Genomic DNA, 26,037 nt, shown 5'->3' on the forward strand with positions numbered 1-26,037 from the left:
TCACGTTGCCGCAGGAACGCGCTCACACGGGGTCATTCGTCGAGGACGGGAGGACCGCGTGAGCGCGGCCGGAACCGGTGCTGCCACCCTCCGCACGTTCGCGGCCCGGCTGCGCGGCAGCGCGCCGGTCTCCTCGCGCATCCTGTCCGAGCTCGCGGGCGAGCTGGACAGGGGCGGCCCGGTGGCGGACCTGCTCTGCTCGCACAGCGCGGTGCGCAGCCCGTTGTTCGGCATCCAGGCACTGGCCGGGGTGCGGCTGCTGATGCTGTCGGGGCGGGCTCCCGAGCTGTCGCAGCGGTTCGCGAGCGCGCACGCGGCGGCGATGGCCGGTGAGTCGGACTCGGCCGCGTTGCTGGCGTGGCTCGCGGCGCGGCGGGCGATCGTGGACAACCCCGGCGAGATCCTCGCGGCGCTCGACCGGACCGTGCAGCAACACCAGCCGAGGACCGCGGGCTTCCTGTTGCGCGGCCTCACGATGATCGGCGCGCCCAAGGTCAGGTTGCTCGAACTGGGCGCGTGCGCGGGGCTGAACCTGATCCTGGACCGCTACCGGTGGTTCGGCCTCGGCTGGGAGTGGGGCGAGCGGAACTCGCCGGTCCGGCTCACGGCGGCGGGCCCGCGGCCGCCGGAGTTCGAGATCGTCGCACGGGCGGGCTGCGACCTGCAGCCGCGCGACCCGGCCGACCCGAGGCACGCGCTGATCCTGCACTCGTTCATCCCGCCCGAGCACGACGCGCTGCGCTGGGATCTCGACGACGCGATCGAGCTCGCGGCGGCGGTGGGCGTGCGGGTCGCGCGGGCACCGGCCGGGCGGTGGCTGCGGGAGAACCTGGTGGCACCGGCGGAGCCCGACACGTGCACGGTGGTCTGGCACAGCTCGTTCTGGTCGTACCTGACCGAGGACGAGCGGCACGAGATCGAGACGGCGCTGACCGCGGCGGCAGGGACGATGCCGCTGGCGCGGGTGGCGTACGAGGCGCCCGACTTCCGTTCGAACCCCCGGTTGACGGTGACGATCTACAGCTGAACAGTCCGTGAACGGTCAACCGCGGACCGTGGTGCCGGTGGGTCCGGCACCTCTAGTTTGCGGCGCGTGAAACGAATCCTCGCCACCGCGGTGCTGCTCGCCGCCACCGTCACCGTGACCCCGGCCCGGGCTGCCGTCTCCGACTACGACCTCGCGCTGCACTGGGCGCCGGTCCACCACCAGGACACCGACTCGTCCGACCACGACGCCGACTACCTGTCCACTGTGGACTTCGATGGCGACTGGAACGGGCTGAACAACTGGGAGAACCAGACCCAGCTGGCCAAGCTGACCGGTGCGGCCTACTACTCGGTGGTCGAGACGCAGACGCACTGGTTCCTGGTGTACTCGTTCTTCCACCCGCGCGACTGGGACGACCAGCCCGACCCGTTCGGCCTGACCACGCACGAGAACGACCTGGAGGGCGCGCTGTTCGTGGTGCGCAAGGACGCGGGCTACGGTCAGCTCGAAGCCGCCGTCACGGTGGCGCACAGCGACTTCTACTCGTACGTACCGGCCGGGTCGCCGTACCGCAACGGGTCGGAGACGATCGACGGCACGCTGCTGCTCTCCGGCGGCCGGCCCACGACCCGTCAGGAGGCCAAGGGCCACGGCCTCTACCGCTGGGACGGCAACGACTTCCCCGGCGGCGACGGCGTGGTCTACTACCCCGCCGCCACCGGTGAGGTGCCATCAGGCGGCAACGACCGGGACGTGAAGTACCGGCTCGTGGACACGTTCGCCGCGAACGGGATGTGGGCGCGGCGCAACAACTCGGAGACCTTCGCGTCGTTCGGCACGTTCCGCGGTGACAACGGCAAGGACAACGCGGCGAACGCGCCGTGGGGCTGGGACGACCAGAACGACGGCGCGTTCTACCGCGGCTACCTCGCCACGCACCCGGCCGAGCTGGTGAGCTCGTACTTCTCCAACAAGGGCACGTTCAGCCTGACGTACGTGCGCAACGCCTACCGCGGCTGAGTCAGCAGGTGCTGGAGGGCGGCGAGCGCCTCGGTGATCGCGTTGTCGGTCCACCGCTGGAGGTTGACGGCGAGCGACAGCTGCCGCTTGCCGTCCGCACTGCTGAACGACCACGTGCCGGCGCCCCACACGGAGCCGTCGTGGCCCCAGAAGCCGTCGCCGTGCCGGTGCAGGCCCAGGCCGTAGGAGACCGTGGACCCGTCGAACGCCGTGACCGGTCCGGTCTCCTGCATCTGCGCCAGCGACTCCCGCGACACGATCTTGCCGGCGAGCAGGTCGGCGAAGAACAGGTTGAGGTCCTCCAGCGTCGAGATCAGCGACGCGGACACGCCGACCCACGACATGTCGTAGACGCTGTAGTCGCGGGGCGGGTCGAGCAGGCCGAACAACGCCTCGTACATCTTCGGGTGCGGTCCCGCGATGCGGGTTCCGGTGGGGAACATGGTGTTGCGCAGGCCGGCGCGTTCGATGACGTGCCGGGTGATGAACCGTTCCGCCGTCGTGCCGGTGACCTTCTCCAGCAGGCGGCCCAGCAGCAGGTAGCCGGTGTTGGAGTAGGTGCCGGGCGCGACCGCGGGTGCCTCGACGCCGAGCTTGATCAGCTCGCGCGGGTAGAAGTGCCGGAACTGGTTGTCCGCCAGGCTCTGCGGTGACCCCTCGAGGATCGACGGGAACGCGAGGAACCGGTAGTCGGCGAGGCCGCTGGTCATGTTCAGCAGCATCCGCACGGTGATCTCGCGCTCGGCCGGCACCAGGCCCAGGTGGCGGCTGATCGGGTCGTCGAGCCGGATGCGGCCCTGCTCGGCCAGCAGCAGCACGGCAGCGGCCGTGAACGTCTTGGTGACGCTGCCGACCCGGTGCCGCATGCCGGGCGTGGCCTCGCCGGCCGCGCTGCGCCACACCTGTCCATCGACGCGGAACTCCGCCCACACCGCCGGTACACCGGCTGTATGCAGGTTGTCGACCGCGTGCTGCAACTCGGTGCGCATCTCGCTCACCCGGCCAACGCGCGGCGCAGCACGGCGCCGATCTCGGTGAACTGGCGCTGCGACACGTCGGCGGACAGCAACGCCTGCGAGCCGTGGAACGTTCCCGGCCACTGGTGCAGCTCGACCCGCACGCCCGCCTGCAGCAGCCGCACGGCGTAGGCGATGTCCTCGTCGCGGTTGGGGCAGAGCTCGGCGGTGGCGACGTAGGCGGGCGGCAGGTCCGACAGGTCGTCGGCGCGGGCGGGCGCCGCGTACGGCCCGGCCGGGTTGCCGCCGAGGTAGTGCCGCCACGCCTGGACCGCCTTGGAGCGGTTGTACCAGGGCGTCTCGGTGAAGTGCCGGGCCGACCACGTGGTGAGCCGGTCGTCGAGCCCCGGCTGGTGCAGCAGCTGGAACCGGATCGGCGGCCCCTGTTCGTCCCGCGCCTTCAACGCCAGCGCCGCCGCCAGCCCGCCACCCGCGCTGTGCCCGCCGACCGCGATCCGCTCGGGGTCGATGCCCAGCTCGGCGGCGTGGTCGTACGCCCACGTGAGCACGGCCCAGGCGTCGTCGAACGCGGCGGGGAACGGGTTCTCCGGCGCCAGCCGGTAGCCGACGGAGATCACCACGGCCTGCGAGCGCGCCGCGACCCGCGAGGCCCACGGGTGTTCGGTGACGACGTCGCCGACGACCCAGCCCCCACCGTGCAACCAGATGACGGCACCTTGGGCGTCGTGCGGCCGGTAGACGCGCACCGGCACCGCGGGGTCGGCCGGGACGACGAGGTCCTCGACGTCCATGCCGCCGGTCTCCGCGGGAATGCCGGCCGCGAGCTCGGCGAGCACCCGGCGCTCCTTCACGACGTCGGTCAGCTCGGCCTTCGGGAAGAGCGGCACGAACGCTTCGAGTTCGGGATCCATGCCCGCAATCCTCTGCCGCTCGCCGCCGGACTTCAGCCGACACTTGTCGCACGATCCTCCACGCCCACGCGCCGATCGTCGCTATCGTCGGCCGCATGGAGGCGCTGGCAACCCGTCTGTCGACCCTGGACTCACACGTCGAGGGCGCGATCCGGGTCGTGATCTTCTACGACACGCTGATGCGCCGCCGCGTCGACCTGCCCGCCCTCGCACGAGCCTCGGCGGGCCTGGCCGAGTGCGTGGCGGGCATCCGCCTGCACAGCACCGGCAAGGTGATCCGCATGTCACCCGGCGGCGGCCCGGCACCCGAGCCCACGTGCCCGCCGTCGGCGGTGGCGGCGATCGTGCTGGACGACGAGGAGATCGGACAGGTGTGGCTGGAACGGCCCGCCGTGGCGCGGGCCGCACAGCCGCACAACGGCGCCGAGCCGCACCCCGCCGCGGGGCCGAGCCACGCCGCCGACCGGTCGAGCCGCGCAGTCCAGCCGCACGACGCCGCCCGGCCGAGCCACGCCGCGCAGCCGCACAACGCCGCGCAGGCGCACGACGCCGAACCACCACGCCAGACCGCGCAGGCGCACGACTCCCGACCACCAGACCAGGCCGCGCAGCCGCATGACGCCGCCCGGCCGCACCAGGCCACGCAGCCGCACAACGCCCGGCAGCCGCACGACGCCGGACCACCGCGTCAGGCCGCGCAGCCGTACCCCGCCCAGGTACCTGACGCTGTCGTGCCGCACCCCGCGAGCCTCCGGCACGACGGCGTCAAGCCCCGCCCCGGCAGCGAGCCGCACGACGCTGCCGAGTTCCAGCCTGCCCAGCCGCGCGACGCAGACCCGTTCCACTACGCCGCCTCGGCGCCGCACCCCGCGTCACCGCCGCATCCGGCCGCCTCACGGCACAACGACCACCCGCGGCACCATGGCGCCTCGCGACACAGCGCGGCCCCACGACACGACGCCACCCCACCGCACGACGCCACCCCACCGCACGACGCCGGGCCGTCCGACCACACCGCCCAGCCGCACCACGCCGGTCCCTCCCCCGACAGCGCCCACTCCAGCCCGTCCGGCCCCTCCCTCGCCCTCGACGAGGTGCTCCTCGACCGCCTCGCCATCGCCGCGGCCGCCGTGGTCGAGCGCTACGGCCCGGCCCGCACCACCATGGCGGACCCCGCCCTCGTCGAACTGGTCATCAGCACCGACAGCGACGAGGCCGGGCGGGCGCGGGCGTTGCGGCTGCTCGGTTTCCCGGCCGACCTGCCGCTGCGGGTGGCCGCCGTGACGACCGCGCTGCCGCTGGACCGGGTGGGCGCCGCCGTCTGCCCCGGCCGCCCGGTGAAGGCCGCGTCGGTGAACGGTGTCGGCGTCGTACTGGCCGGGCACCTCGGCCCGTTTCCGGATGGTGTGCGGGCGGGCATCGGCACCTCCTCCTGCCCCGCGCGGGCCTGGACGGAAGCGCGGACGGCCCTCCGGTTCACGACCCCGCGTGAGCCGGTGGTGGAGTACGCGCGGCTGGGTGCGGTGGCGTTGCTCGCGGAGGTGCCCGCCGCGGCACTGCGCGCCAACGCCGACGTGATCGCACTGCAAGGCCTGTCCGACGAGGACCGCGACACCCTCGACGCCTACTGCGCCACCGGTTCCCTGCGCCGCGCCGCAGACCTGCTGCACCTGCACCACAGCAGCGTCGCCCGCCGCCTCGACCAGGTCGGTCGGGTCCTTGAGATCACCGACCCGGCCAGGGTGAAGCTCGCACTGGCCGCTTTCCGGTTGCTCGACTAGGCAACCGTCCACAGCAGAACGTCGTCGTCAACTGCCGCATGACGGCAACCGGGATGCCATCACCGCGCGCGGAAACCCAGCTGCGCCAGGGCGTCAGCTCTGGGCGGTCGGCCGCACGACGATCTCGTTCACGTCGACGTCGGCCGGCTGCTCCAGCGCGAACGCGACGGCGCGGGCGATGGCGTCCGGGGCGATCGCGATCTCGTCGCGCATCGCCGCGATGCTCGCCCGCACGCCGGGATTGCTCGACGCCTCGGCGAACGCCGTGTGCACGACGCCGGGGAACACGGTCGTCACGCGCACCTCGGGACCGGCCTCCTGGCGCAGGCCCTCGCAGATCGCGCGGACGGCGACCTTGGTGCCCGCGTAGACCGCCATGGCCGGCACGACGCGGAACGCCGCCGTGGAGGCGGTGGTGACGAAGTGGCCGGACCGTTGTTCGCGGAACACCGGCAGCGCGGCCGCGATGCCGTGCAGCACGCCCTTGATGTTGACGTCGACCATCTCGTCCCACTCGTCGACGCGCAGGTCGTCGAGCGGCGAGATCGGGCCCGCGCCCGCGTTGCCGACCAGCACGTCGAGGCGGCCGAACCGGTCACGGGCCAACGCCACCAACGCGTGCATGTCCTCGCGGCGGGTCACGTCGGTGCGCGTGTGCACGGCCGTGCCGCCGGCTTCCTCGATCCTGGCCACGAGGTCCGCGAGCCGGTCCTCGCGCCGGGCGCCGAGCACGAGGCGCGCTCCCCGTTGTGCGAGCAGTAGTGCGGTCGCCTCGCCGATGCCGCTGCCGGCGCCGGTGATCGCGACGACCTTGCCGTTGATCTCATCCATGCGACCAGCCTGTGGTGCCCACAAACTGGTATCCAGAGCGCGTTTATGCTGGAACAGGAGGTACCAGCATGGGCAGAACAGCCGACCAGCGCCGCGAGCTGGGCGCGTTCCTGCGCAGCCGCCGCGAACGGATCACGCCCGCGGAGGCGGGGCTGCCGAGCACGTCCCGGCGGCGCACGCCGGGGCTGCGCCGCGAGGAGCTCGCCGTGCTCGCCGGGATCAGCGCCACCTGGTACACGTACCTGGAGCAGGGCCGTGACGTGCGGGCGTCCGACCAGGTGCTCGGTGCGCTCGCCACCGCGCTCGGACTCGACCGGTCCGAAGTGGACCACCTGTTCCGCCTCGCCGGTCACACGGCGGCGCAGGCGCGGGAGGCGGAGACGGTGAGCGCGGAGGTGGCCGCCGTGCCGGGACTGCTGCAGCCGCACCCGGCCTACGTGATCGGCGCGACCTACGACGTGCTCAGCCACAACGAGGCGGCGGGCGAGCTGTTCGTGAACCTCAAGGCGGACAAGCCGAACTTCGCGCGCTGGACGTTCACCGACGAACGCGCGCGGCACGTCGTGATCGACTGGGAACGGGAGGCGCGCGGCCTGCTCGCCCGGCTGCGCACGCTGGCCGGCCGCCACCCCGCCGACGAGCGGTTCACGCGGCTGATCGACGAGCTGCACGAGGCCAGCCCGGAGGTGCGCTCCTGGTGGCCGCACCACGAGGTGCAGGCCCAGCACAGCGGCCGGAAACGGTTGCGCCACCCGCGGTTGGGGGCCGTCGACTACGCCTACACCGCGTTCCACCTCGCCGACGAGCCCGACCAGACGCTGGTGATCTATGCGGACGGCCGGCCCTGCTGACGGCTCAGGCCGCCCGCGGGTACATGCGCGCCATCCCCGGCGGCACGGCGAACGGCGTCCACGTGCCCTCCGGCTGCGCCAGCCGGTCGGCCACGACCCACAGCACGCTGGCGTTGAACCCGTACCCCAGGTGCGAGGACGCCACCTGGACGTTCTCCCGCCGCGGTCCGGGTTCCTCGACGCACGACTCCCACGACACGATCCCGTCGGTCCTGGAGTAGATCGACGTGGCGGGCACCGGGATGGGCGGCCTGGTCGACTCCGGCGGCGGGAACTCGTCCTTCGGGATGTGCAGGCGCGAGAACAACGAGAACGCGGGCATCGCCCGTGACTGCACGGGATCCGACATGTTGTACGGCGAGCCCATCGTGATCACCTGGCGCACCCGGTGCGGGTGGTCGCGTCCCATCTCGCGCGCGAAGATCCCGCCGAGCGACCAGCCCACGATGGACACCGGGCCGTGCTCGGAGGAAACCTTCTTCACCAGCGCGTGCATGCCGTCGACGGCACGGCGCGTCGGCCCGATGTTGCGCCCCAGTCCCCACGGGTTGACCCGGTAACCCAGACCGGACAGGAACCTGCGCAGCATCACCGTGGAGGAGTCGGCGGCGCCGAGGCCGGGGAACACGAGCACCGGGTGGCCGTCACCGGCCGGGGCACCGCGCAGCATCGACCGGGTGGCGACGAACTCGCCGACGTCGAGCGCGCAGCGGGTGGGCTCGGTGAGGTACCAGAACAGGCTGGGGGCGCTGCTCCTGACCACGTGCAGCGGAACGGGAGGAACGTCGAAGACCTCGTCCGGAGGTACGGCAGACATCGGCGCCTCCCCACACGTCGACAACCCCGAGCCGGCGTCCCGGGCCTCGTCGCCCGGTGTCTCCATGATGTTTCGTGAACGATCTCTTGGCCAGCACTTTCGAGTCTCGATTCGCCACGTGCGCGTGACACGGTGGTGACCTCAGCCGTGGGCAGTGCCTCTCACCTGCATGGACGTCGATTCGGATCTGCCGCTCCTCTAGTGTTTTCCGAGTGGACCGGATGAGCAGCTTGGACGCGGGCTTCTACTTCATCGAGGACGAGAACGTGCCCATGCACGTCGGTTCCGTACTGGTCTTCGACGGTCCGGCGCCGTCCTACGGAGACGTGATCCGCCTGTTCCTGGCGCGGATGGACCAGGTGCCGCGCTACCGGCAGAAGGTGAAGGCGCTGCCGTTCCACGTCGGCCGCCCGGTCTGGGTCGACGACGACCACTTCAACGTCCTGTACCACGTGCGGCACACCGCGGTCCCGTCGCCGGGCGGCGAGGACCAGCTGCGCAACCTCGCGGGCCGGATCTTCGCGCAGAAGCTCGACGACTCGAAGCCGCTGTGGGAGGCCTGGCTCGTCGAGGGGCTCGAAGGCGGTCGCTGGGCGATCATCTCGAAGGTCCACCACTGCATGATCGACGGGGTGTCCGGTTCGGACATGCTGCAGCTGATCCTGGACTTCCGGAAGGAGACCGCGCTTCCGGAGGCGGCGGAATGGGAGCCGCGGCCGCAGCCGTCGACCCTCGACCTGGTGGTCGACGGTGTGCGTGACGCCGTGGTCACCCCGGTGCAGCACCTCGCCGCGTTACCCGCGTTCGCGCGGAACCTGCGTTCCCTCACCGAGATCGTCGACTTCGGCAGGTCGGTGCTCGGCAGTCTGCCCGCCACCGCGCGCCGGCTGCTCACCAGCGCGGCCACCTCGCTCAACGGTCCGATCGGGCCGCACCGCCGCTGGGTGTGGGCGCGCGCGAACCTGGCCGAGATCAAGCAGATCCGCAGGGCCGCCGGCGGCACGGTCAACGACGTCATCCTCACCGCGGTCACGCGTGGTTTCCGCGACCTGCTGGAGAAGCGCGGCGAGCTGACCGACGGCATGGTCGTGCGCACGATGGTGCCGGTGTCGATGCGCAAACCGAACCAGCACAACGAGCTCAACAACCGGGTGAGCGCGGTGCTGGTGAACCTGCCGGTCGGCGAGGCGGACCCGGTCGAGCGGCTGGCGTCGATCCGCGCGCAGATGGACGACCTGAAGAGCTCCCGCCAGGCAGCGGGTGCCGACGTCATCACGAACCTCAGCGGCTTCGCCGCGCCGACGCTGATGGCGCTGGGCTCGCGGACCGCGATGCGGTTCCCGCAGCAGATCCTCCAGACCGTCACCACCAACGTTCCCGGCCCGCGCATCCCGCTCTACCTGCTCGGCCGCCCGCTCGTGGAGATGTTCCCGTACGTGCCGATCGCCTCGACGATCCGCATCACCGTCGGCATCTTCTCCTACCTGGACCGGTTCACGTTCGGCATCAACGCCGACTTCGACGGCGTGCCGGACGTGCAGCTGCTCGCCGACGGCATCCGCACCGGTTTTGACGAGCTGGTGGCGCTCGCGGCCGCGCGGGACGCCTGAGACGAGCGGCTCGTCCCGGTCAGCTCGCCGGGGTGCTCAGGCGGTTGGCGTCCATCCACGCCAGCACCCGCTCGGACACGACGCCGGGGATCTCCATCTGGGGCACGTGACCGACACCGGCGAACTCGTCGTAGCGCCAGTGCGGCTTCCTGCGCGCCACGTACCGGGCGGCGGCGACGTTGACGAGCCGGTCGCGGTCGCCGCTCATGAGGAACACCGGCACGCGGATCCGGTCCATCGCCGCGAAGTAGGCGCCGCGCTTGGACGTGGTGAACACGGTGCTGCGCGCGGCCGCGAGGAACGCCGCGTCCAGGCCCTCGACCTTCGCGCGTTCGCCGATGAGGTGCTCGCTGGCGAGCTTGAGCTCCTCCGGGATGCCGGACGGGTCCGCGCACACCAGCTCCAGCAGGCGGTCGACCTGCCGCCGGGCCGGCACGGTCCTCGACCTGGCGAGGAACCGTTCACCGAGGCCGGGCACCGAGTACATGAAGAACGTGCTGAGCATCATCGGGTCGGGGCGGGTGCCGAACACCATCGGCAGCGCCGGGTCGACCAGCACCAGCCCGCTGACCAGGTCGGGGTCCTGCGCGGTGTGCAGCAACGAGATCATGCCGCCCATCGAGTTGCCGACGAGCACGACCGGTTCCCCGGCGACCTGGCGCAGGAACCGGCCCAGCAGCCGCGTGTTGGCCTGGACGGTGGTCCCGCGGCCCTCCGGGTTGGTGAGGCCGTGCCCGGCCAGGTCGACCGCGCAGACCCTCGCCTTCTCGGCGAGCAACGGCGCCAGCAGCGCCCAGTTGAGGTGGGAGCCGCCGAGCCCGTGCACGAGGACGATCCGGGGACCGTCCTCCGGTCCGCCGAAGTCGACCCAGTGCACGGGCCCGTCCAGATCCGCGTAGCGGCTGGTGCCGCCGAAGTTGGCCACCGTCGTCATACCAACCAGTATGTCGCTTGGACCTACCGATGGGTAGCGTTCTCAGCGCCACGGTGTCGCGGGCTTGCAGTTCTCCGCCGTGACACCTCGCCGACCGTGGACGACCTCCCCGCTGTCCGGGGCGTAGTAGCAGCTGCCGGTGATCTCGGCGCTGGTCCCGAGCAGGCCGCCGGCCGCGTCGTAGGCCCGCAGCTCCACGGCGCCGGTCACGTCGTTGGGGTTCCAGGTCGCCGGGTAGGCGATGCGGACGACGTACGTGCCGTTGGCGATCTTGGCGTCCACCGTCCTGCCGTCGTACGCCCGGTACGTCAGCCGTACGACGGACGGGTCGACGCGGCCCGCGACGAAGCGCAGGCCCGGGACACCCGCCATCGCGGGGATGGTCGGGTGGAGGTCGCCGCCGAGACGGGCGAGGTCGACGTCCAGGGAGAACCGTCCCGGCAGCCAGTGGAGGGCAACGTCGCTCGGACGATCCGTGTCATACTCCTCGCCACCGCGGCCGAGGTTGCACGCCACGACGACCCGGTCGCCGTGGAGCAACGCCCACTCACCGGCGTCGTCGCGGCCGAACTGGTGCACCGTCAGCTTGCCGGGCACCCTCTCGGACCGGGCGCAGCCCTCCTCGATCGCCGCGAGCTTCTCGGGGCTCAGCCCGAAGGTGTCCCGCACCCGCGGTTCCGGCGTGGGTGACGTGGTGATGTGCACGGCGGGCCGCGGGTCGGTGTTCGGCTGGAGCACGACCACGCCGGTCACGGCGGCGGCCACGGCGGCGGCACCGGCGAGGACCGGGACCAGCACCCGCCTGGTGCTCCGTCCGGTGACCGCGCGCTCGACCTCGGCGCGGAGCTGCGCCTGGCGGCCGGGCGGCAGGTCGCGGGTGGGTGGCGGCACGTTCGTCATCGGTCCTCCCCTACGGTCACGAGGTCGTTCTGCTTGAGCCGGGACCTGGCCTTGCTGACGCGGGCCCGGACGCTGCCCTCGGTGATCCCCAGGACGGCGGCGGCGTCGGCGTAGGACACGCCGGACCACACGCACAGGGCGAGCGCTTCGCGTTCGTTGCGCGGCAGCTTCCCGACGGCCTTGAGCAGCTCGGCCATCCGCCGCTGGTCGTCGACGCGGCCGGCGACCTGGTCTGCGTGGTCGGGCACGTGGCCGGGGTCCGGGACGCGGGAGAACAGCCGCAGCCGCCGCGCCAGCGAGCGCCGGTCGTTGCGGACCACGTTGGTCGCGACGGTCAGCAGCCACGGCAGCGCGGACTCGCGTTCCAGGCGCACCTGGTCGCGTTTGCGCCAGGCCGTCAGGAACGTGGCCTGCAGGTGGTCCTCGGCCGCCGCCCAGGACGCGGTCAGCCGGAAGCAGTGGTTGTAGACCGCCCTGGCGTGCCGGTCGAACAGCACCCCGAAGGCGTGCGCACTGCCCCCGGCGGCCTGCGACCACAGCGCTCGGTCGTCGGGGTCTTCGGTCGTCATGCCTACTCGTGTCCGCCGGGGCCGGAGGTGTTGGCAGAAATTTTCCGGGGATGATGTCGAGAACGCCCGGCCGGCTCCGTCCCCGTGCCGACAGAGTCGCTGAAGGAGGACCCCATGGCCAAGTACCTGCTGCTCAAGCACTACCGCGGCGCGCCGGCGGCGGTGAACGACGTCCCCATGTCGCAGTGGACGCCCGAGGAGATCACCGCGCACGTGCGGTACATGAACGACTTCGCCGACCGGCTGCGGGAGACCGGTGAGTTCGTCGACGAGAACGCCCTGTCCCCGGAGGGCACGTGGGTCCGCTACGACGGCGAGGGCCGCCCGCCGGTCACCGACGGCCCGTTCGCCGAGACCAAGGACCTCATCGCGGGCTGGATGGTGATCGACGTCGACAGCTACGAGCGCGCGCTGGAGCTGGCCGGGGAGCTGTCGGCGGCGCCGGGAGCGGGCGGGCGGACGATCCACGAGTGGCTGGAGCTGCGCCCGTTCTACGGCGTGACGCCGACGATCACGGAGTAGGCGTTGGACTTCTCCCAGCTCCGCGGCCTCACGCCCGGTGTGCTCGGCATCCTCGTCCGCCGCGGCGCCGACTTCGCGGCGGCCGAGGACGCCGTGCAGGACGCGCTGCTCGAAGCCGTCCGGTCGTGGCCGGCCGACCCGCCGCGCGACCCCAGGGGCTGGCTGGTGACGGTGGCGTGGCGCAAGTTCCTCGACGCCGCGCGCTCGGAGACGGCGCGGCGCCGCCGGGAGGACGCGGTGTTCGAGGAGCCGGCACCGGGTGAGGTGCCGGCCGCGGACGACACGCTGCGGCTGTACTTCCTGTGCGCGCACCCGTCGCTGTCGGCGGCGTCGGCGGTGGCGCTGACGTTGCGCGCGGTCGGCGGCCTGACCACGCGCCAGATCGCCGCCGCGTACCTGGTGCCGGAGGCCACGATGGCGCAGCGCATCAGCCGCGCCAAGCGCACCGTCGCCGACGTCCGCTTCGACCGGCCCGGCGACGTCGCGACCGTGCTGCGCGTGCTCTACCTGGTCTTCAACGAGGGCTACTCCGGTGACGTCGACCTGGCCTCCGAGGCCATCCGGCTGACCCGGCAGCTCTTCGTCGCGTTCGACCACCCCGAGGTCGCGGGCCTGCTCGCCCTCATGCTGCTGCACCACGCGCGGCGCGCCTCCCGGACCGGCCCCGACGGCCTGGTCCCGCTGGCGGAGCAGGACCGGTCCCGCTGGAACACAACGATGATCGCGGAGGGCATCGCGGTCCTCCAGGCGGCACTGGCCCGCGACCGGCTCGGCGAGTTCCAGGCCCAGGCCGCTATCGCCGCGCTGCACGCCGACGCCCGGACCGCCGCCGAGACCGACTGGGTGCAGATCGTCGAGTGGTACGACGAGCTGGCGCGTCTCACCGACAGCCCGGTCGTGCTGCTGAACCGCGCGGTGGCCGTGGGCGAGGCCGACGGCCCACGCGCCGGGCTGGCCGCGTTGTCCACTGTGGACCCGTCACTGCCGCGCCACGCGGCGGTCGCGGCGTACCTGCACGAACGCGACGGCGACCTGGCCACGGCGGCCCGGCTGTACGCCGAGGCCGCCGAGCTGGCCACCAACCTCGCCGAACGCCACCACCTGACCCGGCAGGCCGCACGGCTCAACGCTCGCTGAGCGCGCGCCTTCGACATCAGCGGAATACCCCGGATGAGCCGATGTTCCCCGTCGTCTCACCACCTGGGCGTCCTTGGCCGGGACACGGCCGGCTGTCAGCATCGATGACATGGCCGCGGCATCCGCGCTCCCGTGCAGACCACGGGGCTCCTGACCACCGCGCTCGACACCGCAGTCCGGGTCGAGGCGCACCCGAGGGCACTCGCGCGGGCCGAGCAGCTCCCCGGGGCTGACCCCCCAAGCCCGCACCAGCTCGGTGGCGCTACCCGTGTGACGGGTGGCCGTACAGCCCCGCTCCGGCGATCTCCAGCGTCGTGAGGAACGTGGTCGAGGCCAGGTGGGAGGCGTCGACCAGCTCCGCGGTGTGCGAGAAGTCCAGCGGCGTCACGGCCTGCACCGGCGGGCCCGGCAGGTACAGCACCGGCACCCGCTGCGAGGCCAGCTCCACCTCCAGCACGGCCTGGTTGCGCATGCCGAGCGTGGCCCAGAACAGCAGGGTCTCGGCCAGCGTCTGCGGCACCGTCGGCAGGTGGCCGGGGAACGCGCAGTCCAGCACCACCAGCGACCGCGCACCCATCGCGAGCGCCTGGCGGATCGGCACGTTCGCCAGCACGCCGCCGTCGTAGAGCACCCGGTCGCCGATCTTCACGGGCGGGTAGACGCCGGGGATCGCGGCGCTCGCCAGGATCGCCGGCACCAGTTCGCCCTCGGTGATGGTGACCGCCTCACCGGTCACGCAGTCCACCGACACCGCGCCGAACGGCAGGGCCAGGTCCGCGAACGACGTGGTGCCGTCGAGGCCCTCGGCGAGCACACCGGCCAGGCCGGTGCTGGGGAAGAGGTAGGTCTTGTTGGTGCGCAACGACCTCAGCTGCGCGAGCGGGCCGCCGGGGAAGACCCGCTGGCGGGTCATGCCCTGCCACATGGCGGCGAGCCGTTCCGCGGCCCTGTCCGGGTCGAGCGCCAGCAGCGAGCCGTTGACCGAGCCCACCGACGTGCCGACGACCAGGTCGGGGCGCACGCCGTGCTCGCGCAGGGCGCGGAGCATGCCGACCTGGGCCGCCCCCAGGCTTCCGCCGCCACCGAGCACGAAACCGACCGGTCCTGGCAGTGCGATCGTCACGACCGGGATCCTAGGCCGGGCAACCGGGAAGGGTTGGTTTCGACCTGCACTGAAGCCACGAACACCGCCGAAGTCCATCCGGGACGGTCAGACCACCTGCCAGAGCAACGGGATCGCCATCTCCTCCCGCGTGCGCGACCCGTGGAACCCGGTCAACGCCGAGAACCGCCGCTCGGCCTGGCTGCGCACCAGCACCGCGTCGCCCTTCATGGCGACGACGACGTCACCGATGCGGTCGGCGGCGATCGGTGCCACCGGCCCGAACCACCCGGCCGCGACCGCCTCCTCGCGGGTCAGCACGTCCGCGCGGTTGCCGAGGAACGAGCGCCACACGTCCACCACCTCGGTGCTCTCGACGTGCAGGTACCGCACCCGCGGCTCGCCGGTGATCACCCGGACGCCCTCCCACAGCAGGGGTTCGGTGTCGAAGTCGACCCGCTCCCCCGCGGTGATCATGCCGTGGTCGGCGGTCACGGCGAGCACGGCACCCGCGGGCAGCCGGGCGGCGATGCGTTCGGCCAGCGAGTCGATGAACTCCAGCTGCAGCAACCACTGCTCGGAACCGGGGCCGTAGATGTGCCCGATCGTGTCAAGATCGGCGTGGTAGGCGTAGCAGAACGCGCGGTCGCGGCTGAGTGCCCCGGCGGCCGCCAGCGCCAGGTCGCCGAACCCGGCGGCGCCGACGAACCACGACCCGCGCAGCACCGCGCGGGTCAGGCCGCTCGCGCGCTGCACCATCGGCGCCACCGTGCTGACCGCGACACCGGCGGCGGCCGCGCGTTCGAACGTCGTCGGGTGCGGCTGCACGACCTCGGGCACGAGCGTCCTGCGCAGGTCGTGGTGGTGGTCGCCGTGGCGCGTCCAGGTCAGCGCGTTGAGCACCTCGCCGCCCGTCTCGAACGTGTAGCCGACGATGCCGTGCTCGCCCGCGAGCAGCCCGGTGCCGATGGAGGCGAGGCTCGTGGCGGTGCTCGACGGGAAACCGGCGTCGACGTCGCGCGCGGCCAGGCTGCTCAGGAACGGCGCGTGACCGGCGTGCGCGCGCAGCAGGTGGTGGCCCAGGCCGTCGACGAGCAGCAGGCAGACGCGGCGGGAGCGGGGCAGGTCGAGCGTGTTGTCGCAGCCCGGCACGTCCAGCCCGGACAGCAGCGAGGGAACAACCTCGGCGATGGTCGCGGCGGTGCTCATCGGGCCACCGTGCCACGTCCGATCCGGAGAGGGGCACAATGACCCGCTGTGACAACGCTCATCCACCAGAAGATCGCTGACGAGCTCGGTGTGGCCTCGGGCCAGGTCAGCTCTGCTGTCGAACTGCTCGACGGTGGCGCGACCGTCCCGTTCGTCGCCCGCTACCGCAAGGAGGCGACCGGCGGTCTCGACGACGCGCAGCTGCGCACGCTCGAGGAGCGGCTCGGCTACCTGCGCGAGCTGGAGGAGCGCCGCGCGGCGGTTCTCGACTCGATCCGCTCGCAGGGCAAGCTCGACGAGGCACTCGAAGCGCAGGTCCTCGCCGCGGACTCCAAGGCCCGGCTCGAGGACCTCTACCTGCCGTACAAGCCGAAGCGGCGCACCAAGGCCCAGATCGCGCGGGAGGCCGGTCTCGAACCGCTGGCCGACGCACTTCTGGGTGATCCTTCGCTCAACCCCCAGGAAGAAGCCGCGAAGTACGTCGACCCGGACAAGGAGGTCGCCGACGCGGCGGCCGCCCTGCAGGGCGCACGGTCCATCCTGGTCGAACGGTTCGGCGAGGACGGCGACCTGATCGGCGAGCTGCGCGAGCGCATGTGGACGCGCGGGCGGGTCGTCTCCAAGGTCCGCGAGGGCAAGGAGACCGAGGGCGCGAAGTTCGCGGACTACTTCGACTTCGACGAGCCGTTCACCAAGCTGCCGTCGCACCGCATCCTGGCGCTGTTCCGCGGCGAGAAGGAGGAGGTCCTCGACCTCGTCCTGGAGCCGGAGGAGCCGGTCGAGGACGGTCCGTCGTCGTTCGAGGTGCGCATCGCCGCCCGCTTCGGCATCGACGACCGCGGCCGTCCCGGCGACAGGTGGCTCACCGACACGGTGCGCTGGGCGTGGCGGACGCGGATCCTCGTGCACCTGGGCATCGACCTGCGCGGCCGCCTGCGGGCGTTCGCCGAGGACGAGGCCGTGAAGGTGTTCGCGTCGAACCTGCGCGACCTGCTGCTGGCCGCTCCCGCGGGTACCCGCGCCACCATGGGCCTCGACCCCGGTTACCGCACCGGCGTGAAGGTCGCGATCGTCGACCCGACCGGCAAGGTCGTCGCCCACGGCGTCATCCAGCCGCACGTGCCCGCGAACCGCTGGGACGAGTCGATCGCGAAGCTCGCCGCGTGGGCCAAGCAGCACAAGGTCGACCTGATCGCGATCGGCAACGGCACGGCGTCGCGCGAGACCGACAAGCTCGCCGCCGACCTGATCAAGCGCCACCCGGAGCTCAACCTCACCAAGATCGTGGTGTCCGAGGCGGGCGCGTCGGTCTACTCGGCGTCGGCGTACGCGTCGTCCGAGCTGCCCGGCCTCGACGTGTCGATCCGCGGCGCGGTGTCGATCGCGCGCCGGCTGCAGGACCCGCTGGCCGAGCTCGTGAAGATCGACCCGAAGTCGATCGGCGTCGGCCAGTACCAGCACGACCTGGCCGAGTCGAAGCTCTCGCGCTCGCTGGACGCGGTGGTCGAGGACTGCGTGAACGCGGTCGGCGTCGACCTCAACACCGCGTCCGTGCCGCTGCTGGCCCGCGTCTCGGGCATCACGGCCTCGCTCGCCGAGAACATCGTGCTGCACCGCGACCAGAACGGCCCGTTCCAGACCCGCACGGCGTTGAAGAACGTTCCGCGCCTGGGCCCGAAGGCGTTCGAGCAGTGCGCGGGCTTCCTCAAGATCCGCGGCGGCGACGAGCCGCTGGACGCCTCCTCGGTGCACCCCGAGGCGTACCCGGTCGTGCGCAAGATGCAGCAGGCGGCGGGCACCGAGCTCATCGGCAACACCGCGGTGCTCACGAAGCTGCGGCCGGAGAAGTTCGTGGACGAGCAGTTCGGTCTGCCCACGGTCACGGACATCCTGAAGGAGCTGGAGAAGCCCGGCCGCGACCCGCGACCGGCGTTCAAGACGGCGACCTTCGCCGACGGCGTGGAGAAGATCGCCGACCTCAAGCCCGGCATGGTGCTGGAGGGTGTCGTCACGAACGTCGCCGCGTTCGGCGCGTTCGTCGACGTCGGCGTGCACCAGGACGGCCTCGTGCACATCTCCGCGCTGTCGAACAACTACGTCAAGGACCCGCGCGACGTCGTGAAGTCCGGTGACGTGGTGCGGGTGAAGGTGCTGGAGGTCGACGAGGCCCGCAAGCGCATCGGGCTGACGCTGCGGCTGACCGACGAGCCGGGCAAGCCGGCGCCGAAGCAGCAGGGCGGCGGTGGCGGCGGGCGTGACCGTCGTCCGCAGCGCGGTGGCGGTGGTGGCGGCGACAACGACCGCCGCGGCACCCCGCCGCCGGCGAGCGGCTCGATGGCCGAGGCGCTGCGCAAGGCCGGTTTCGGCAAGTAGGCACGAGAACGTGAGAGGGCCCCTCCCGGATCGCCGGGAGGGGCCCTCTCACGTCCGGAGGTCTACCTGGCGCGGGTGCCCTTCGCCTTCACCAGGTCCGACTCGAACAGCTCCTCCACGGTCGTCAGACCGCCGGGCGCGTTCGCGTCGACCTTCGTGATGTACGACTGGGTGGACGACGGCCGTCCCACCAGCGAGTAGTGCAGCGGGCTGGTCAGCCCCCTGGTGTCCAGGCCGTTCGTGTCGTGGAACGCCTTCAGCAGCCCGTCCCGCGTGAGGTCGCCGTTCTTGCACGCCTTCTCCACGACCGCGAGGAACACCATCGCGACCGTGTAGCCGTGGTCGACGTAGATGGCGGGCTCGTCGTTCGGGAAGCGCTTGCCGAACGCGGCCGCCACCTCGCGCGGCCCGGCCTGCGTGCCGGTGAACGGGGCCACCGACGTCACCACCGAGACCTGCTTCTGCACGGCGGCCGCGACGGGCGACTTCAGGATCGCCGGGTCGAAGCCGACGACGTTCACCATGAACGGCACGTCCCACTTCAGCGCGGCCGCGACACCCACGGCGGCGGCGGTCTGCGCGGGGGTGGTGCTCAGCACGACGGCCTTGGCGCCCGCGGCCTTCAGCGCGGCGACCTGGGCCGAGAGGTCGGCGGTCGTCTCGCCGATGGGCTGCTTGACGACCGGCATGTTCCACTGCTTGCCGACGAACTCGGAGCCTTCGAGCGCGTTGTCGCCGTAGCTGCCCTGCACGTAGACGTGGCCGATGGTGTCGCCGTCTTTGATGACACCGCGGCGCTTGTAGTGGTCGAGGCCGTTGATGACGTCGAGGTCGTAGGTCGTGCCGACGATCATCATGTGCGGGTTGCCGAGCAGCTGCGCCGACCAGGAGGCGGGGGCGGTCAGCGTGCGGGTCTGCATGATGTCCGGCTCGATGGCCGTGGTCATCGGGGTGCCCGCGAGCTCCAGCAGGCCGAGCACCTGCGGTTCGAGCTCGAAGTAGCCGTCGAGCGCCTTCTGCACGTCGTAGGCGTGGTCCTTCTGCTTGAGCTGCACCCGGCGGCCGCAGATGCCACCGCGCTCGTTCACCTGGTCGAGGTACAGCTCGTAGCCCTTGATCCGGGTCAGCGCGGAGGCTTTGAACGGCCCCGTCATGTCGGACAGGATGCCGAGCGAGATCGTGTCGTCCGTGACTCCCGGCCCGGTCTTCACCTGGGCCTTCGCGTCGTCCCCCGCGCCACAGCCGGCTGCGAGCACGGCGAGCGCCAGGGCGGTGGGCAGTGCGCGACGGAAGGGCATGCGGCAGTCCTTGTCAGGGGGCCAGAACGTACTAAGCGGTAGCTCAGTATTCGTTTTGTTGTCTCATAACGCCTCTCTAAGTGGTACGGAACACAGATACGTAAGGTTCACGTGACTTCCACCTGACTACGGAGTGTGCTAGCCCTTCGGTTCCGAACGAAATGAGACACGCTTCGGCGACGCCCGTCCGGGTATCCGAGCGGCATGGCTGACGTGATCACGCTGCTGCACCGGCAGCACGAGGAAATCCGGGCGCTCTTCGCCGAGGTCGAGGTGGCTTCCGGGGACGAACGCAAAGAGGCGTGGCATCGGCTCGTGCGACTGCTTTCGGTCCACGAGACCGCGGAGGAGGAGATCGTCCACCCGGCGATCAAGCGGATCGACGGCGGCGAGCCGATCGTGGACGCACGGGTCGCGGAGGAGCGGCGGGCCAAGGAGCTGCTCAGCACGATGACCGGCATCGGCCCGGAGGCGGAGGGCTTCGACACGCTGCTGGTGCAGCTGCGCGACGACGTGCTGGCCCACGCCGAGCACGAGGAGCAGATCGAGTTCCCGCTGCTGCGCGAGGTCCACGACCAGGAACGGCTCGAACGCATGGCACGGGCGGTGCTCGCGGCGGAGGCGATCGCGCCGACCCGGCCGCACCCCGGCGTCGAGGGGCCGGTCGCGAACCTGGCGCTCGGGCCGGTCGTGGCCGTCGTGGACCGCGCCCGTGACGCGATCCGCAAGGTCCTCGGGTGAGGATCGTCGTCACCGGCGGCTCCGGCAACGTCGGCACGGCGCTGCGCCGGCACCTCGACTACGAGGACGTCGGCGTGGACGTGCGGACGTTGTCGGCGTTGCGCGACGCCATCCGCGGCGCGGACGTCGTGGTGCACCTGGCGTGGGCGATCAAACCGGCCGACGAGCAGACGAACGTCGACGGCAGCGAGCACGTGCTGGCCGCCTGCAAGATGGAGGGTGTCGGGCACCTGGTCTGCGCCTCGTCGGTCGCTGCCTACGCACCGGCACCGCGCTGGTCGCGCATCGACGAGTCGTGGGCGCTGACCGGCATCCCGGGCAACACCTACAGCGCGCACAAGGTCAGGTTCGAGGAGATGATCAAGCGCTATCCGTTGCCGTGCGCGGTCATCAGACCGTGCGGCATCGGGCAGGCGTCTGCGGCGCAACAGGTGCGGCGCTGGGTGATGGGCCCGTTGCTGTCGCCGAAGTTGTTGCCGCTGCTGCCGTTGCCGTTGTGGAACGGCATGCGGATGCAGCTCGTGCACTCCGACGACGTGGCGCGCGCGATCGTGGCGATCATCGAACGCAAGGCGGTGGGCGCGTTCAACCTCGCCGCCGAACCCGTGCTGACCGCGCCGATGATCGCCGACCTGGTCGGGCTGGGCCGGCTCGCGCTGCCGTACCCGGTGGTGGAGAAGCTGGCGGGGCTCACGTCCGCACTGCGGTTGCAGCCGCTGTCGCCGGAGTGGGTCCGAATGGCGGACCAGGCTCCTCTCGTGCGCAGCACCCGCGCGCAGGAAGATCTGGAATGGTGGCCGGAACACGACGCTCGCGACGTGCTGCGCGAGGTGGTCACGGCAATGGGGAGGCGTGCGTGAACGAGGTGGACGCGGTCGTCATCGGGTCCGGTCCGAACGGGCTGGTCGCCGCGACGCTGCTGGCGGACGCGGGCTGGGACGTGCTGGTGCTGGAGCAGCGGGCCACACCCGGCGGCGCCGTCAGGTCGGCCGAGATCACCGCGCCGGGGTTCACCAACGACGTCTACAGCGCGTTCTACCCGCTCGGGCTCGGGTCGCCGGTCCTCCAGGCGCTCGACCTGGACGTGCGGTGGCAGCACGCGCCGGCCGTCCTCGCGCACGTGCTGCCGGACGACCGGGTGGCGCTGCTGTCGCGGGACGTGCAGACCACGGCGAAGTCGGTGGGCGCGTTCGCCCACGCCGACGCGGACGCGTGGCTGGCGGCCTACGAGCAGTGGCGCAAGGTGCGTGACGCGGTGATCGAGTCCTTGCTGCGGCCGTTCCCCCCGGTGCGCGGGGGTGCGTCGCTGCTGCGCTCGGCCGGGCTCGGTGACGCGCTGCGGCTGGTGCGGATGCTCACGCTGCCGGTGCGCCGCCTGGGCGAGGAGCTGTTCGAGGGCGAGGGCGCGCGGGTGTTGCTGGCGGGCAACGCCATGCACACGGACCTCGGCCCGGACCAGGCCGGTGGCGCGGGGTTCGGCTGGCTGCTGGCCATGCTCGGCCAAGAGGTCGGCAACCCGGTGCCCCAGGGCGGTGCCGGTGAGCTGAGCGCGTCGCTCGTGCGCCGGTTCAGCGGGCGCATCGAGACCGGCGCGCGGGTGACCGAGGTGCTGCACGCACGCGGTGTGGCCGTGGGTGTGCGACTCGAAGACGGAACGGCCGTGCGCGCGCGGAAGGCCGTTCTCGCAGACGTGCCCGCGCCGAACCTGTACCTCGACCTGATCGGCGCGGACGCCCTGCCCGGCAAGCTCGCCGCGGACCTCAAGAAGTTCCAGTGGGACGGCGACACGATCAAGGTCGACTGGGCGTTGTCCGGCCCGATCCCGTGGACGAACCCCGAGGCCGCGCAGGCCGGGACGGTCCACATCGGCGGTGACGTCAACGGCATGGCGAACTTCGCGCACGAGCTCGCGTGCGGGAAGGTGCCGCGGACGCCGTTCACGATCATGGGTCAGATGACGACGACCGACCCGTCCCGCTCCCCCGCCGGCACGGAGGCCGCGTGGGCGTACACCCACGTGCCGCTGGGCGGCGGCTGGACGCCGGAGCGGTTGAAGCGCCGGGCCGACCGCATCGAGCAGGTGATCGAGGAACGCGCGCCCGGTTTCCGCGAGCGGATCATCGGGCGGTCGGTGCTGGGCCCGCAGGACATCGGCACGGTCAACGGCGGCACGGCGGCGATCCACCAGCAGCTGGTGTTCCGGCCGGTGCCGGGACTCGGCCGCGCGGACACCCCGTTCGACCGCCTCTACCTGGCGGGCTCGTCGGCGTGGCCCGGCGGTGGCGTGCACGGTGCGGCCGGGGCGAACGCGGCACGGGCGGCGCTGGCGCGGCACGGTGCGGCCGGTGGGCTGTACCGGACCGTGGTCCAGGCCGCGCACAGGGCGATCTACTGACGGGCGGTCCTGCGGGCGCGTGAGGCCCGCAGGTAGCCCATCACCAGCGCCTCCAGGTCCGGGTGGGTGGCCTCCCAGCCGTCGGGCACGGTGCCGCCGCGCACCAGCGCGGTGGTCTGGCGGGCCGTCTGCGACGAGTCGACGACGACACCACCGGCGGGCAGCGGCCGCCCGGCGGGTCCGACGAGGACGCGGTGCTCGTGCAGCACGTGCTCGATGTCGCCCGCGACCTGCATCCGGCCGCCGTCGAGCAGCAGCAGGTGGTCGCAGACGTCGCCGAGGTCGGTGAGCAGGTGCGACGACAGCAGCACCGTCGTGCCGCGTTCGGCGACGTCGGTCATGACGATGCGCAACGTCTCGTCGCGGGCCAGCGGGTCGAGGTCCGACAACGGTTCGTCCAGCAGCAGCACCTTCGGCAACCGGCCGAGCGCCAGCGCGATCGCGACCTGCGTGCGCGCGCCGGCGGACAACGTGCGCACCTGAGCGTCCTTGTCCACGCCCGCCAGCAGGTCGAGCACCTCGAACGCGCGCTCCGCCGACCAGCGCGCGTTCATCGCCGCGCCCGCCCGCATCATCTCGCGCACCGTGAACCGGTCGTAGAGCGGACGGCGCTGGGTCAGCAGCGAGACGTCGGGGTGCATCCGGCCCCGCACCTCCGTGCCGTGGACGCGCACGGTGCCACGGGTGGGCCTCGCGAGCCCGGCGATCAGCGCCAGCAGCGTGCTCTTGCCCGCGCCGTTCGGCCCGACCAGCCCGGTCACGCTGCCCTCCGGCACCGTGAACGAGCAGTCGTCCAGCGCTCGCGTGCGGCCGAAGTGCTTCGCCACACCCTCCGCGCACACCGGCGCACCGTTCATCCCACTCTCCAAAGTAGACGTCCCCAGTGGACGCTAGAAGTGCGTCGCGCGCACGTCCGTGTAGAGCGCGTCGACCTCGTCACCGGACAGCCCCTCGCCCACCGCGCGGTCCATCCAGCGCTCCAGGTCCTGCCGCAGCGGCGCACCGGCCTTCGCCGCGTCGGTGGCGAGCGAGGCCGTGACGAACGTGCCCATCCCCCTGCGGCCCTCGACAAGTCCCTCGTGCTCGAGCTCCCGGTACGCCTTCAGCACGGTGTTGGGGTTGACCCTGGTGGCCTCCACCACCTCCCGTGCCGTCGGCAGCTTGTCCCCCGGTCCCAGCAACCCCATCCGCATGGCCTGCTTGACCTGCGCGGCGATCTGGAGATAGGTGGACACCCCGGAGTGCCGATCGATGCGAAACTCGATCACGCCGCTCAGCATAGGTGCCCACCCGGCCCCCTGATCGCCTTCCGTCACGCCTGCCTGCGCACGGCCCACACCGAGCCGAGCACGAACACCACCGCGAGCCCCGCGAACACCGACGCTTCGAGCAGGTGCAGCGTCGTCGCCTGGTCGACCGGGATGACGTCCATGAACGACTGCGCGATGCCGTTGCGGCGGTAGCAGGCCAGCAGGTCCACGTCGTTCCCGGCGGCCGAAGAGCAGTTCATCTTCGACCCCGCGTCGACCACCACCGCGCCGGACGCGTCCAGGTAACCGCCGTCGACCTGCAACGGGCCAGGTTCGGCGAGCTGGGGCTTGGTCGGGTCATCGCTCGTGACGCGGGTCGGCGTGATCATGAGCTCGCGCGACCGGTTGAGCGCGAACCGCACCACGACGAAGAGCCCGAGCGTGAGCGTCATCGCCACGAGCGTCCGCCGGAACACCGCGCCCGCGAACACGCCGAAGGTGTAGGCGAAGAGCGTGTACGCGATCGGCGACACCCCGGCGGACTCGAACGTGGTGAAGTAGTACGGCCCCAACCCGAGCGGCCCCAGCTCACCCGCCGCGTCCAGCCAGCTGTGCACGGCGAACTGGAACCCGCCGACGAAGACCAGCGCGGGCACCGCCGCGACGAGGAGCTTGGTCGCCGTCCACCGGGTCCTGCTGACCGACTGCGTGAACGCGAGCGCGTGGGTGCCCTGCTCGAACTCCCGCGCGAACAGCGGCGCGCCGATGAAGACACCGATCAGCACTGGCAGTGCGATCACCCCCACCTGAGCCAGTTGCATCCGGTCGTACCAGGTGCGCTGGAACTCGCTGAGCGCGTTCCCGCGACAGGACTTCACGCCTGCGGTGACGCAGTCCGCGAGGTTGCGCGCGGTGAGGTCGGCGACCATGCCCGCCCTCAGCAACACGACCGCCACCACCCCGACGAGCAGCCCGATGGCGAGCGTGAGGAACATCGGGCGCTGCTGCCGCCACACGATCCAGGTCATGCCGCCACCTCTTCCCGCATGTACGCCAGCGCGAGCTTGCTGAGCCGTTCCAGCCCCGGCTGCCCGGCGTGCGCGCGCAGCAGCTCGTCCACGTCACCGGCGAGCCTGACCCGGCCGTCGGTCAGCAGCACCAGGTGGTCGCACACGTCTTCGAGCTCCGCCAGCACGTGGGACGACAGCACCACCGTGATCCCCTGCCCCCGGCACTCCCGCACGAGGGTGTCCAGCACGGTCTCGCGCGCCAGCGGGTCGAGGTCGGCGAGCGGTTCGTCCAGCACCAGCAACCGCGGCCGCTTGCCCAGCGCCAGCGCCAGCGCGACCCGCGTGCGCTGCCCGCCCGACAACGTGCCGACCTTCGCGTGGAACGGCACCTGTGCCCGTTCGACCAGCTCCTCGGCGTACGCCTGGTCCCACGTGGGGTTGGCGGTGCGGCCGTACCTGAGCATCTCGGTGACCGTGAACTGCGGGTACAACGGCTTCGCCTGCGTCAGGAACGCCACGGCGGGGTGCATGCCACGCCCGTTCGGCACGTCGCCGAAGACGCTGATCCGCCCCGTCGTCGGCCGGAGCAGCCCGGTGACCATGCTCATCAGCGTGCTCTTGCCGGCCCCGTTCGGCCCGACGAGCGCCACCACTCGGCCCGCGGGGACCGTGAGCGTGCAGTCGCGCAACGCCCAGCCCCGCGGGTACTTCTTCCCCAGGTCCTCCGCCACGACGGGCGGATGCTGCCTCTCTCCCATGTGGACGACCATAGCACCCTTTCACTAGTTACCTAGTGAAAGGGTGCTGAGGT

General features: G+C 71.8%; 25 protein-coding genes. 11 read left to right on the forward strand and 14 right to left on the reverse strand.

Annotation, left to right across the window (positions count from 1 at the left end):
- Window positions 1-58 precede the first annotated feature (58 nt).
- Both ADL03_RS28135 and ADL03_RS28140 read left to right on the forward strand, forming a co-directional pair.
- A complete protein-coding gene (locus ADL03_RS28135; RefSeq protein ID WP_053736576.1) occupies window positions 59-1,027 on the forward strand; it encodes a DUF2332 family protein in 969 nt (322 codons plus the stop codon).
- Between the two features lie 66 nt (window positions 1,028-1,093).
- Window positions 1,094-2,008 carry a hypothetical protein gene (locus tag ADL03_RS28140; protein WP_197288710.1) on the forward strand — a complete coding sequence of 305 codons (915 nt, stop codon included), beginning with the start codon at window positions 1,094-1,096 and terminating at the stop codon, window positions 2,006-2,008.
- Here the strand turns inward: ADL03_RS28140 and ADL03_RS28145 are convergent.
- Complete coding sequence (locus tag ADL03_RS28145) at window positions 1,996-2,997, reverse strand: serine hydrolase (protein ID WP_053736774.1); 1,002 nt, start codon at window positions 2,995-2,997, stop codon at window positions 1,996-1,998. The genes ADL03_RS28140 and ADL03_RS28145 overlap by 13 nt on opposite strands.
- A gap of 5 nt (window positions 2,998-3,002) precedes the next feature.
- Window positions 3,003-3,896: an alpha/beta hydrolase gene (locus ADL03_RS28150; RefSeq protein WP_053736578.1), complete on the reverse strand. Its 894-nt coding sequence runs from the start codon at window positions 3,894-3,896 to the stop codon at window positions 3,003-3,005.
- A gap of 95 nt (window positions 3,897-3,991) precedes the next feature.
- Between ADL03_RS28150 and ADL03_RS48810 the strand changes: the two genes are divergently transcribed.
- Window positions 3,992-5,677: a helix-turn-helix domain-containing protein gene (locus ADL03_RS48810; RefSeq protein ID WP_053736579.1), complete on the forward strand. Its 1,686-nt coding sequence runs from the start codon at window positions 3,992-3,994 to the stop codon at window positions 5,675-5,677.
- A 93-nt stretch (window positions 5,678-5,770) separates the two neighbouring features.
- Here the strand turns inward: ADL03_RS48810 and ADL03_RS28160 are convergent, their stop codons facing one another.
- Entirely contained in the window at window positions 5,771-6,508 is a 738-nt protein-coding gene (locus ADL03_RS28160; RefSeq protein WP_053736580.1) for an SDR family oxidoreductase, read from the reverse strand.
- 68 nt (window positions 6,509-6,576) lie between these two features.
- Between ADL03_RS28160 and ADL03_RS28165 the strand changes: the two genes are divergently transcribed.
- Entirely contained in the window at window positions 6,577-7,359 is a 783-nt protein-coding gene (locus tag ADL03_RS28165; protein ID WP_053736581.1) for a helix-turn-helix transcriptional regulator, read from the forward strand.
- A gap of 4 nt (window positions 7,360-7,363) precedes the next feature.
- On the opposite strand, the gene ADL03_RS28170 is transcribed toward ADL03_RS28165, so the two are convergent.
- Window positions 7,364-8,176: a triacylglycerol lipase gene (locus ADL03_RS28170; RefSeq protein WP_157529404.1), complete on the reverse strand. Its 813-nt coding sequence runs from the start codon at window positions 8,174-8,176 to the stop codon at window positions 7,364-7,366.
- Between the two features lie 221 nt (window positions 8,177-8,397).
- Between ADL03_RS28170 and ADL03_RS28175 the strand changes: the two genes are divergently transcribed.
- Window positions 8,398-9,786, forward strand: a complete 1,389-nt coding sequence (locus ADL03_RS28175; RefSeq protein WP_063798738.1) for a wax ester/triacylglycerol synthase family O-acyltransferase — start codon at window positions 8,398-8,400, stop codon at window positions 9,784-9,786.
- 19 nt (window positions 9,787-9,805) lie between these two features.
- On the opposite strand, the gene ADL03_RS28180 is transcribed toward ADL03_RS28175, so the two are convergent.
- Genes ADL03_RS28180 through ADL03_RS28190 form a run of 3 tightly spaced genes read right to left on the reverse strand, consistent with a single transcriptional unit; the run spans window position 9,806 to window position 12,189 of the window.
- Entirely contained in the window at window positions 9,806-10,720 is a 915-nt protein-coding gene (locus ADL03_RS28180) for an alpha/beta fold hydrolase (protein ID WP_053736583.1), read from the reverse strand.
- Window positions 10,721-10,762: 42 nt separating this feature from the next.
- On the reverse strand, window positions 10,763-11,620 hold the full coding sequence (locus tag ADL03_RS28185; RefSeq protein ID WP_053736584.1) for a hypothetical protein: 858 nt from the start codon (window positions 11,618-11,620) through the stop codon (window positions 10,763-10,765).
- The gene (locus ADL03_RS28190) at window positions 11,617-12,189 is read right to left on the reverse strand and encodes an RNA polymerase sigma factor (RefSeq protein WP_053736585.1); all 573 of its coding nucleotides are present in this window, start codon (window positions 12,187-12,189) and stop codon (window positions 11,617-11,619) included. Before ADL03_RS28190 ends, ADL03_RS28185 begins: the two co-directional genes overlap by 4 nt.
- 114 nt (window positions 12,190-12,303) lie before the next feature.
- On the opposite strand from ADL03_RS28190, the gene ADL03_RS28195 reads away from it, so the two are divergent.
- Both ADL03_RS28195 and ADL03_RS28200 read left to right on the forward strand, forming a co-directional pair.
- Window positions 12,304-12,711 (forward strand): YciI family protein, encoded by a 408-nt coding sequence (locus ADL03_RS28195; RefSeq protein ID WP_053736776.1) that lies wholly within the window; start codon window positions 12,304-12,306, stop codon window positions 12,709-12,711.
- Window positions 12,712-12,714: 3 nt separating this feature from the next.
- Entirely contained in the window at window positions 12,715-13,848 is a 1,134-nt protein-coding gene (locus ADL03_RS28200) for an RNA polymerase sigma factor (protein WP_053736586.1), read from the forward strand.
- Between the two features lie 262 nt (window positions 13,849-14,110).
- Here the strand turns inward: ADL03_RS28200 and ADL03_RS28205 are convergent, their stop codons facing one another.
- Entirely contained in the window at window positions 14,111-14,971 is an 861-nt protein-coding gene (locus ADL03_RS28205; protein WP_053736587.1) for a patatin-like phospholipase family protein, read from the reverse strand.
- A gap of 87 nt (window positions 14,972-15,058) precedes the next feature.
- A complete protein-coding gene (locus ADL03_RS28210) occupies window positions 15,059-16,159 on the reverse strand; it encodes an alkaline phosphatase family protein (protein WP_053736588.1) in 1,101 nt (366 codons plus the stop codon).
- 48 nt (window positions 16,160-16,207) lie between these two features.
- Here ADL03_RS28210 and ADL03_RS28215 point away from each other — a divergent pair, with 48 nt between their 5' ends.
- Window positions 16,208-18,532, forward strand: a complete 2,325-nt coding sequence (locus ADL03_RS28215) for a Tex family protein (RefSeq protein WP_053736589.1) — start codon at window positions 16,208-16,210, stop codon at window positions 18,530-18,532.
- A 62-nt stretch (window positions 18,533-18,594) separates the two neighbouring features.
- Here ADL03_RS28215 and ADL03_RS28220 read toward each other — a convergent pair whose 3' ends face one another.
- Window positions 18,595-19,830 (reverse strand): ABC transporter substrate-binding protein, encoded by a 1,236-nt coding sequence (locus ADL03_RS28220; protein ID WP_053736590.1) that lies wholly within the window; start codon window positions 19,828-19,830, stop codon window positions 18,595-18,597.
- Between the two features lie 204 nt (window positions 19,831-20,034).
- Here ADL03_RS28220 and ADL03_RS28225 point away from each other — a divergent pair, with 204 nt between their 5' ends.
- The 3 genes from ADL03_RS28225 to ADL03_RS28235 are packed head-to-tail and all read left to right on the forward strand — an operon-like array spanning window position 20,035 to window position 22,966.
- Window positions 20,035-20,571 carry a hemerythrin domain-containing protein gene (locus tag ADL03_RS28225; protein ID WP_053736591.1) on the forward strand — a complete coding sequence of 179 codons (537 nt, stop codon included), beginning with the start codon at window positions 20,035-20,037 and terminating at the stop codon, window positions 20,569-20,571.
- On the forward strand, window positions 20,568-21,431 hold the full coding sequence (locus ADL03_RS28230; RefSeq protein WP_053736592.1) for an NAD-dependent epimerase/dehydratase family protein: 864 nt from the start codon (window positions 20,568-20,570) through the stop codon (window positions 21,429-21,431). The genes ADL03_RS28225 and ADL03_RS28230 overlap by 4 nt, the downstream gene beginning before the upstream one ends.
- Window positions 21,428-22,966, forward strand: a complete 1,539-nt coding sequence (locus tag ADL03_RS28235; RefSeq protein ID WP_053736593.1) for an NAD(P)/FAD-dependent oxidoreductase — start codon at window positions 21,428-21,430, stop codon at window positions 22,964-22,966. The genes ADL03_RS28230 and ADL03_RS28235 overlap by 4 nt, the downstream gene beginning before the upstream one ends.
- Here ADL03_RS28235 and ADL03_RS28240 read toward each other — a convergent pair.
- Genes ADL03_RS28240 through ADL03_RS50535 form a run of 4 tightly spaced genes read right to left on the reverse strand, consistent with a single transcriptional unit; the run spans window position 22,960 to window position 25,984 of the window.
- Window positions 22,960-23,823 (reverse strand): ABC transporter ATP-binding protein, encoded by an 864-nt coding sequence (locus ADL03_RS28240; protein WP_053736594.1) that lies wholly within the window; start codon window positions 23,821-23,823, stop codon window positions 22,960-22,962. The genes ADL03_RS28235 and ADL03_RS28240 overlap by 7 nt on opposite strands.
- A 33-nt stretch (window positions 23,824-23,856) precedes the next feature.
- Window positions 23,857-24,234 carry a GntR family transcriptional regulator gene (locus ADL03_RS28245; protein ID WP_082373557.1) on the reverse strand — a complete coding sequence of 126 codons (378 nt, stop codon included), beginning with the start codon at window positions 24,232-24,234 and terminating at the stop codon, window positions 23,857-23,859.
- A 44-nt stretch (window positions 24,235-24,278) separates the two neighbouring features.
- Window positions 24,279-25,244, reverse strand: a complete 966-nt coding sequence (locus ADL03_RS28250; protein WP_053736596.1) for an ABC transporter permease — start codon at window positions 25,242-25,244, stop codon at window positions 24,279-24,281.
- The gene (locus ADL03_RS50535) at window positions 25,241-25,984 is read right to left on the reverse strand and encodes an ABC transporter ATP-binding protein (protein WP_053736777.1); all 744 of its coding nucleotides are present in this window, start codon (window positions 25,982-25,984) and stop codon (window positions 25,241-25,243) included. Before ADL03_RS50535 ends, ADL03_RS28250 begins: the two co-directional genes overlap by 4 nt.
- Window positions 25,985-26,037: the final 53 nt, after the last annotated feature.

The organism is Nocardia sp. NRRL S-836 (assembly GCF_001279525.1).
Lineage (GTDB): Bacteria > Actinomycetota > Actinomycetes > Mycobacteriales > Pseudonocardiaceae > Lentzea.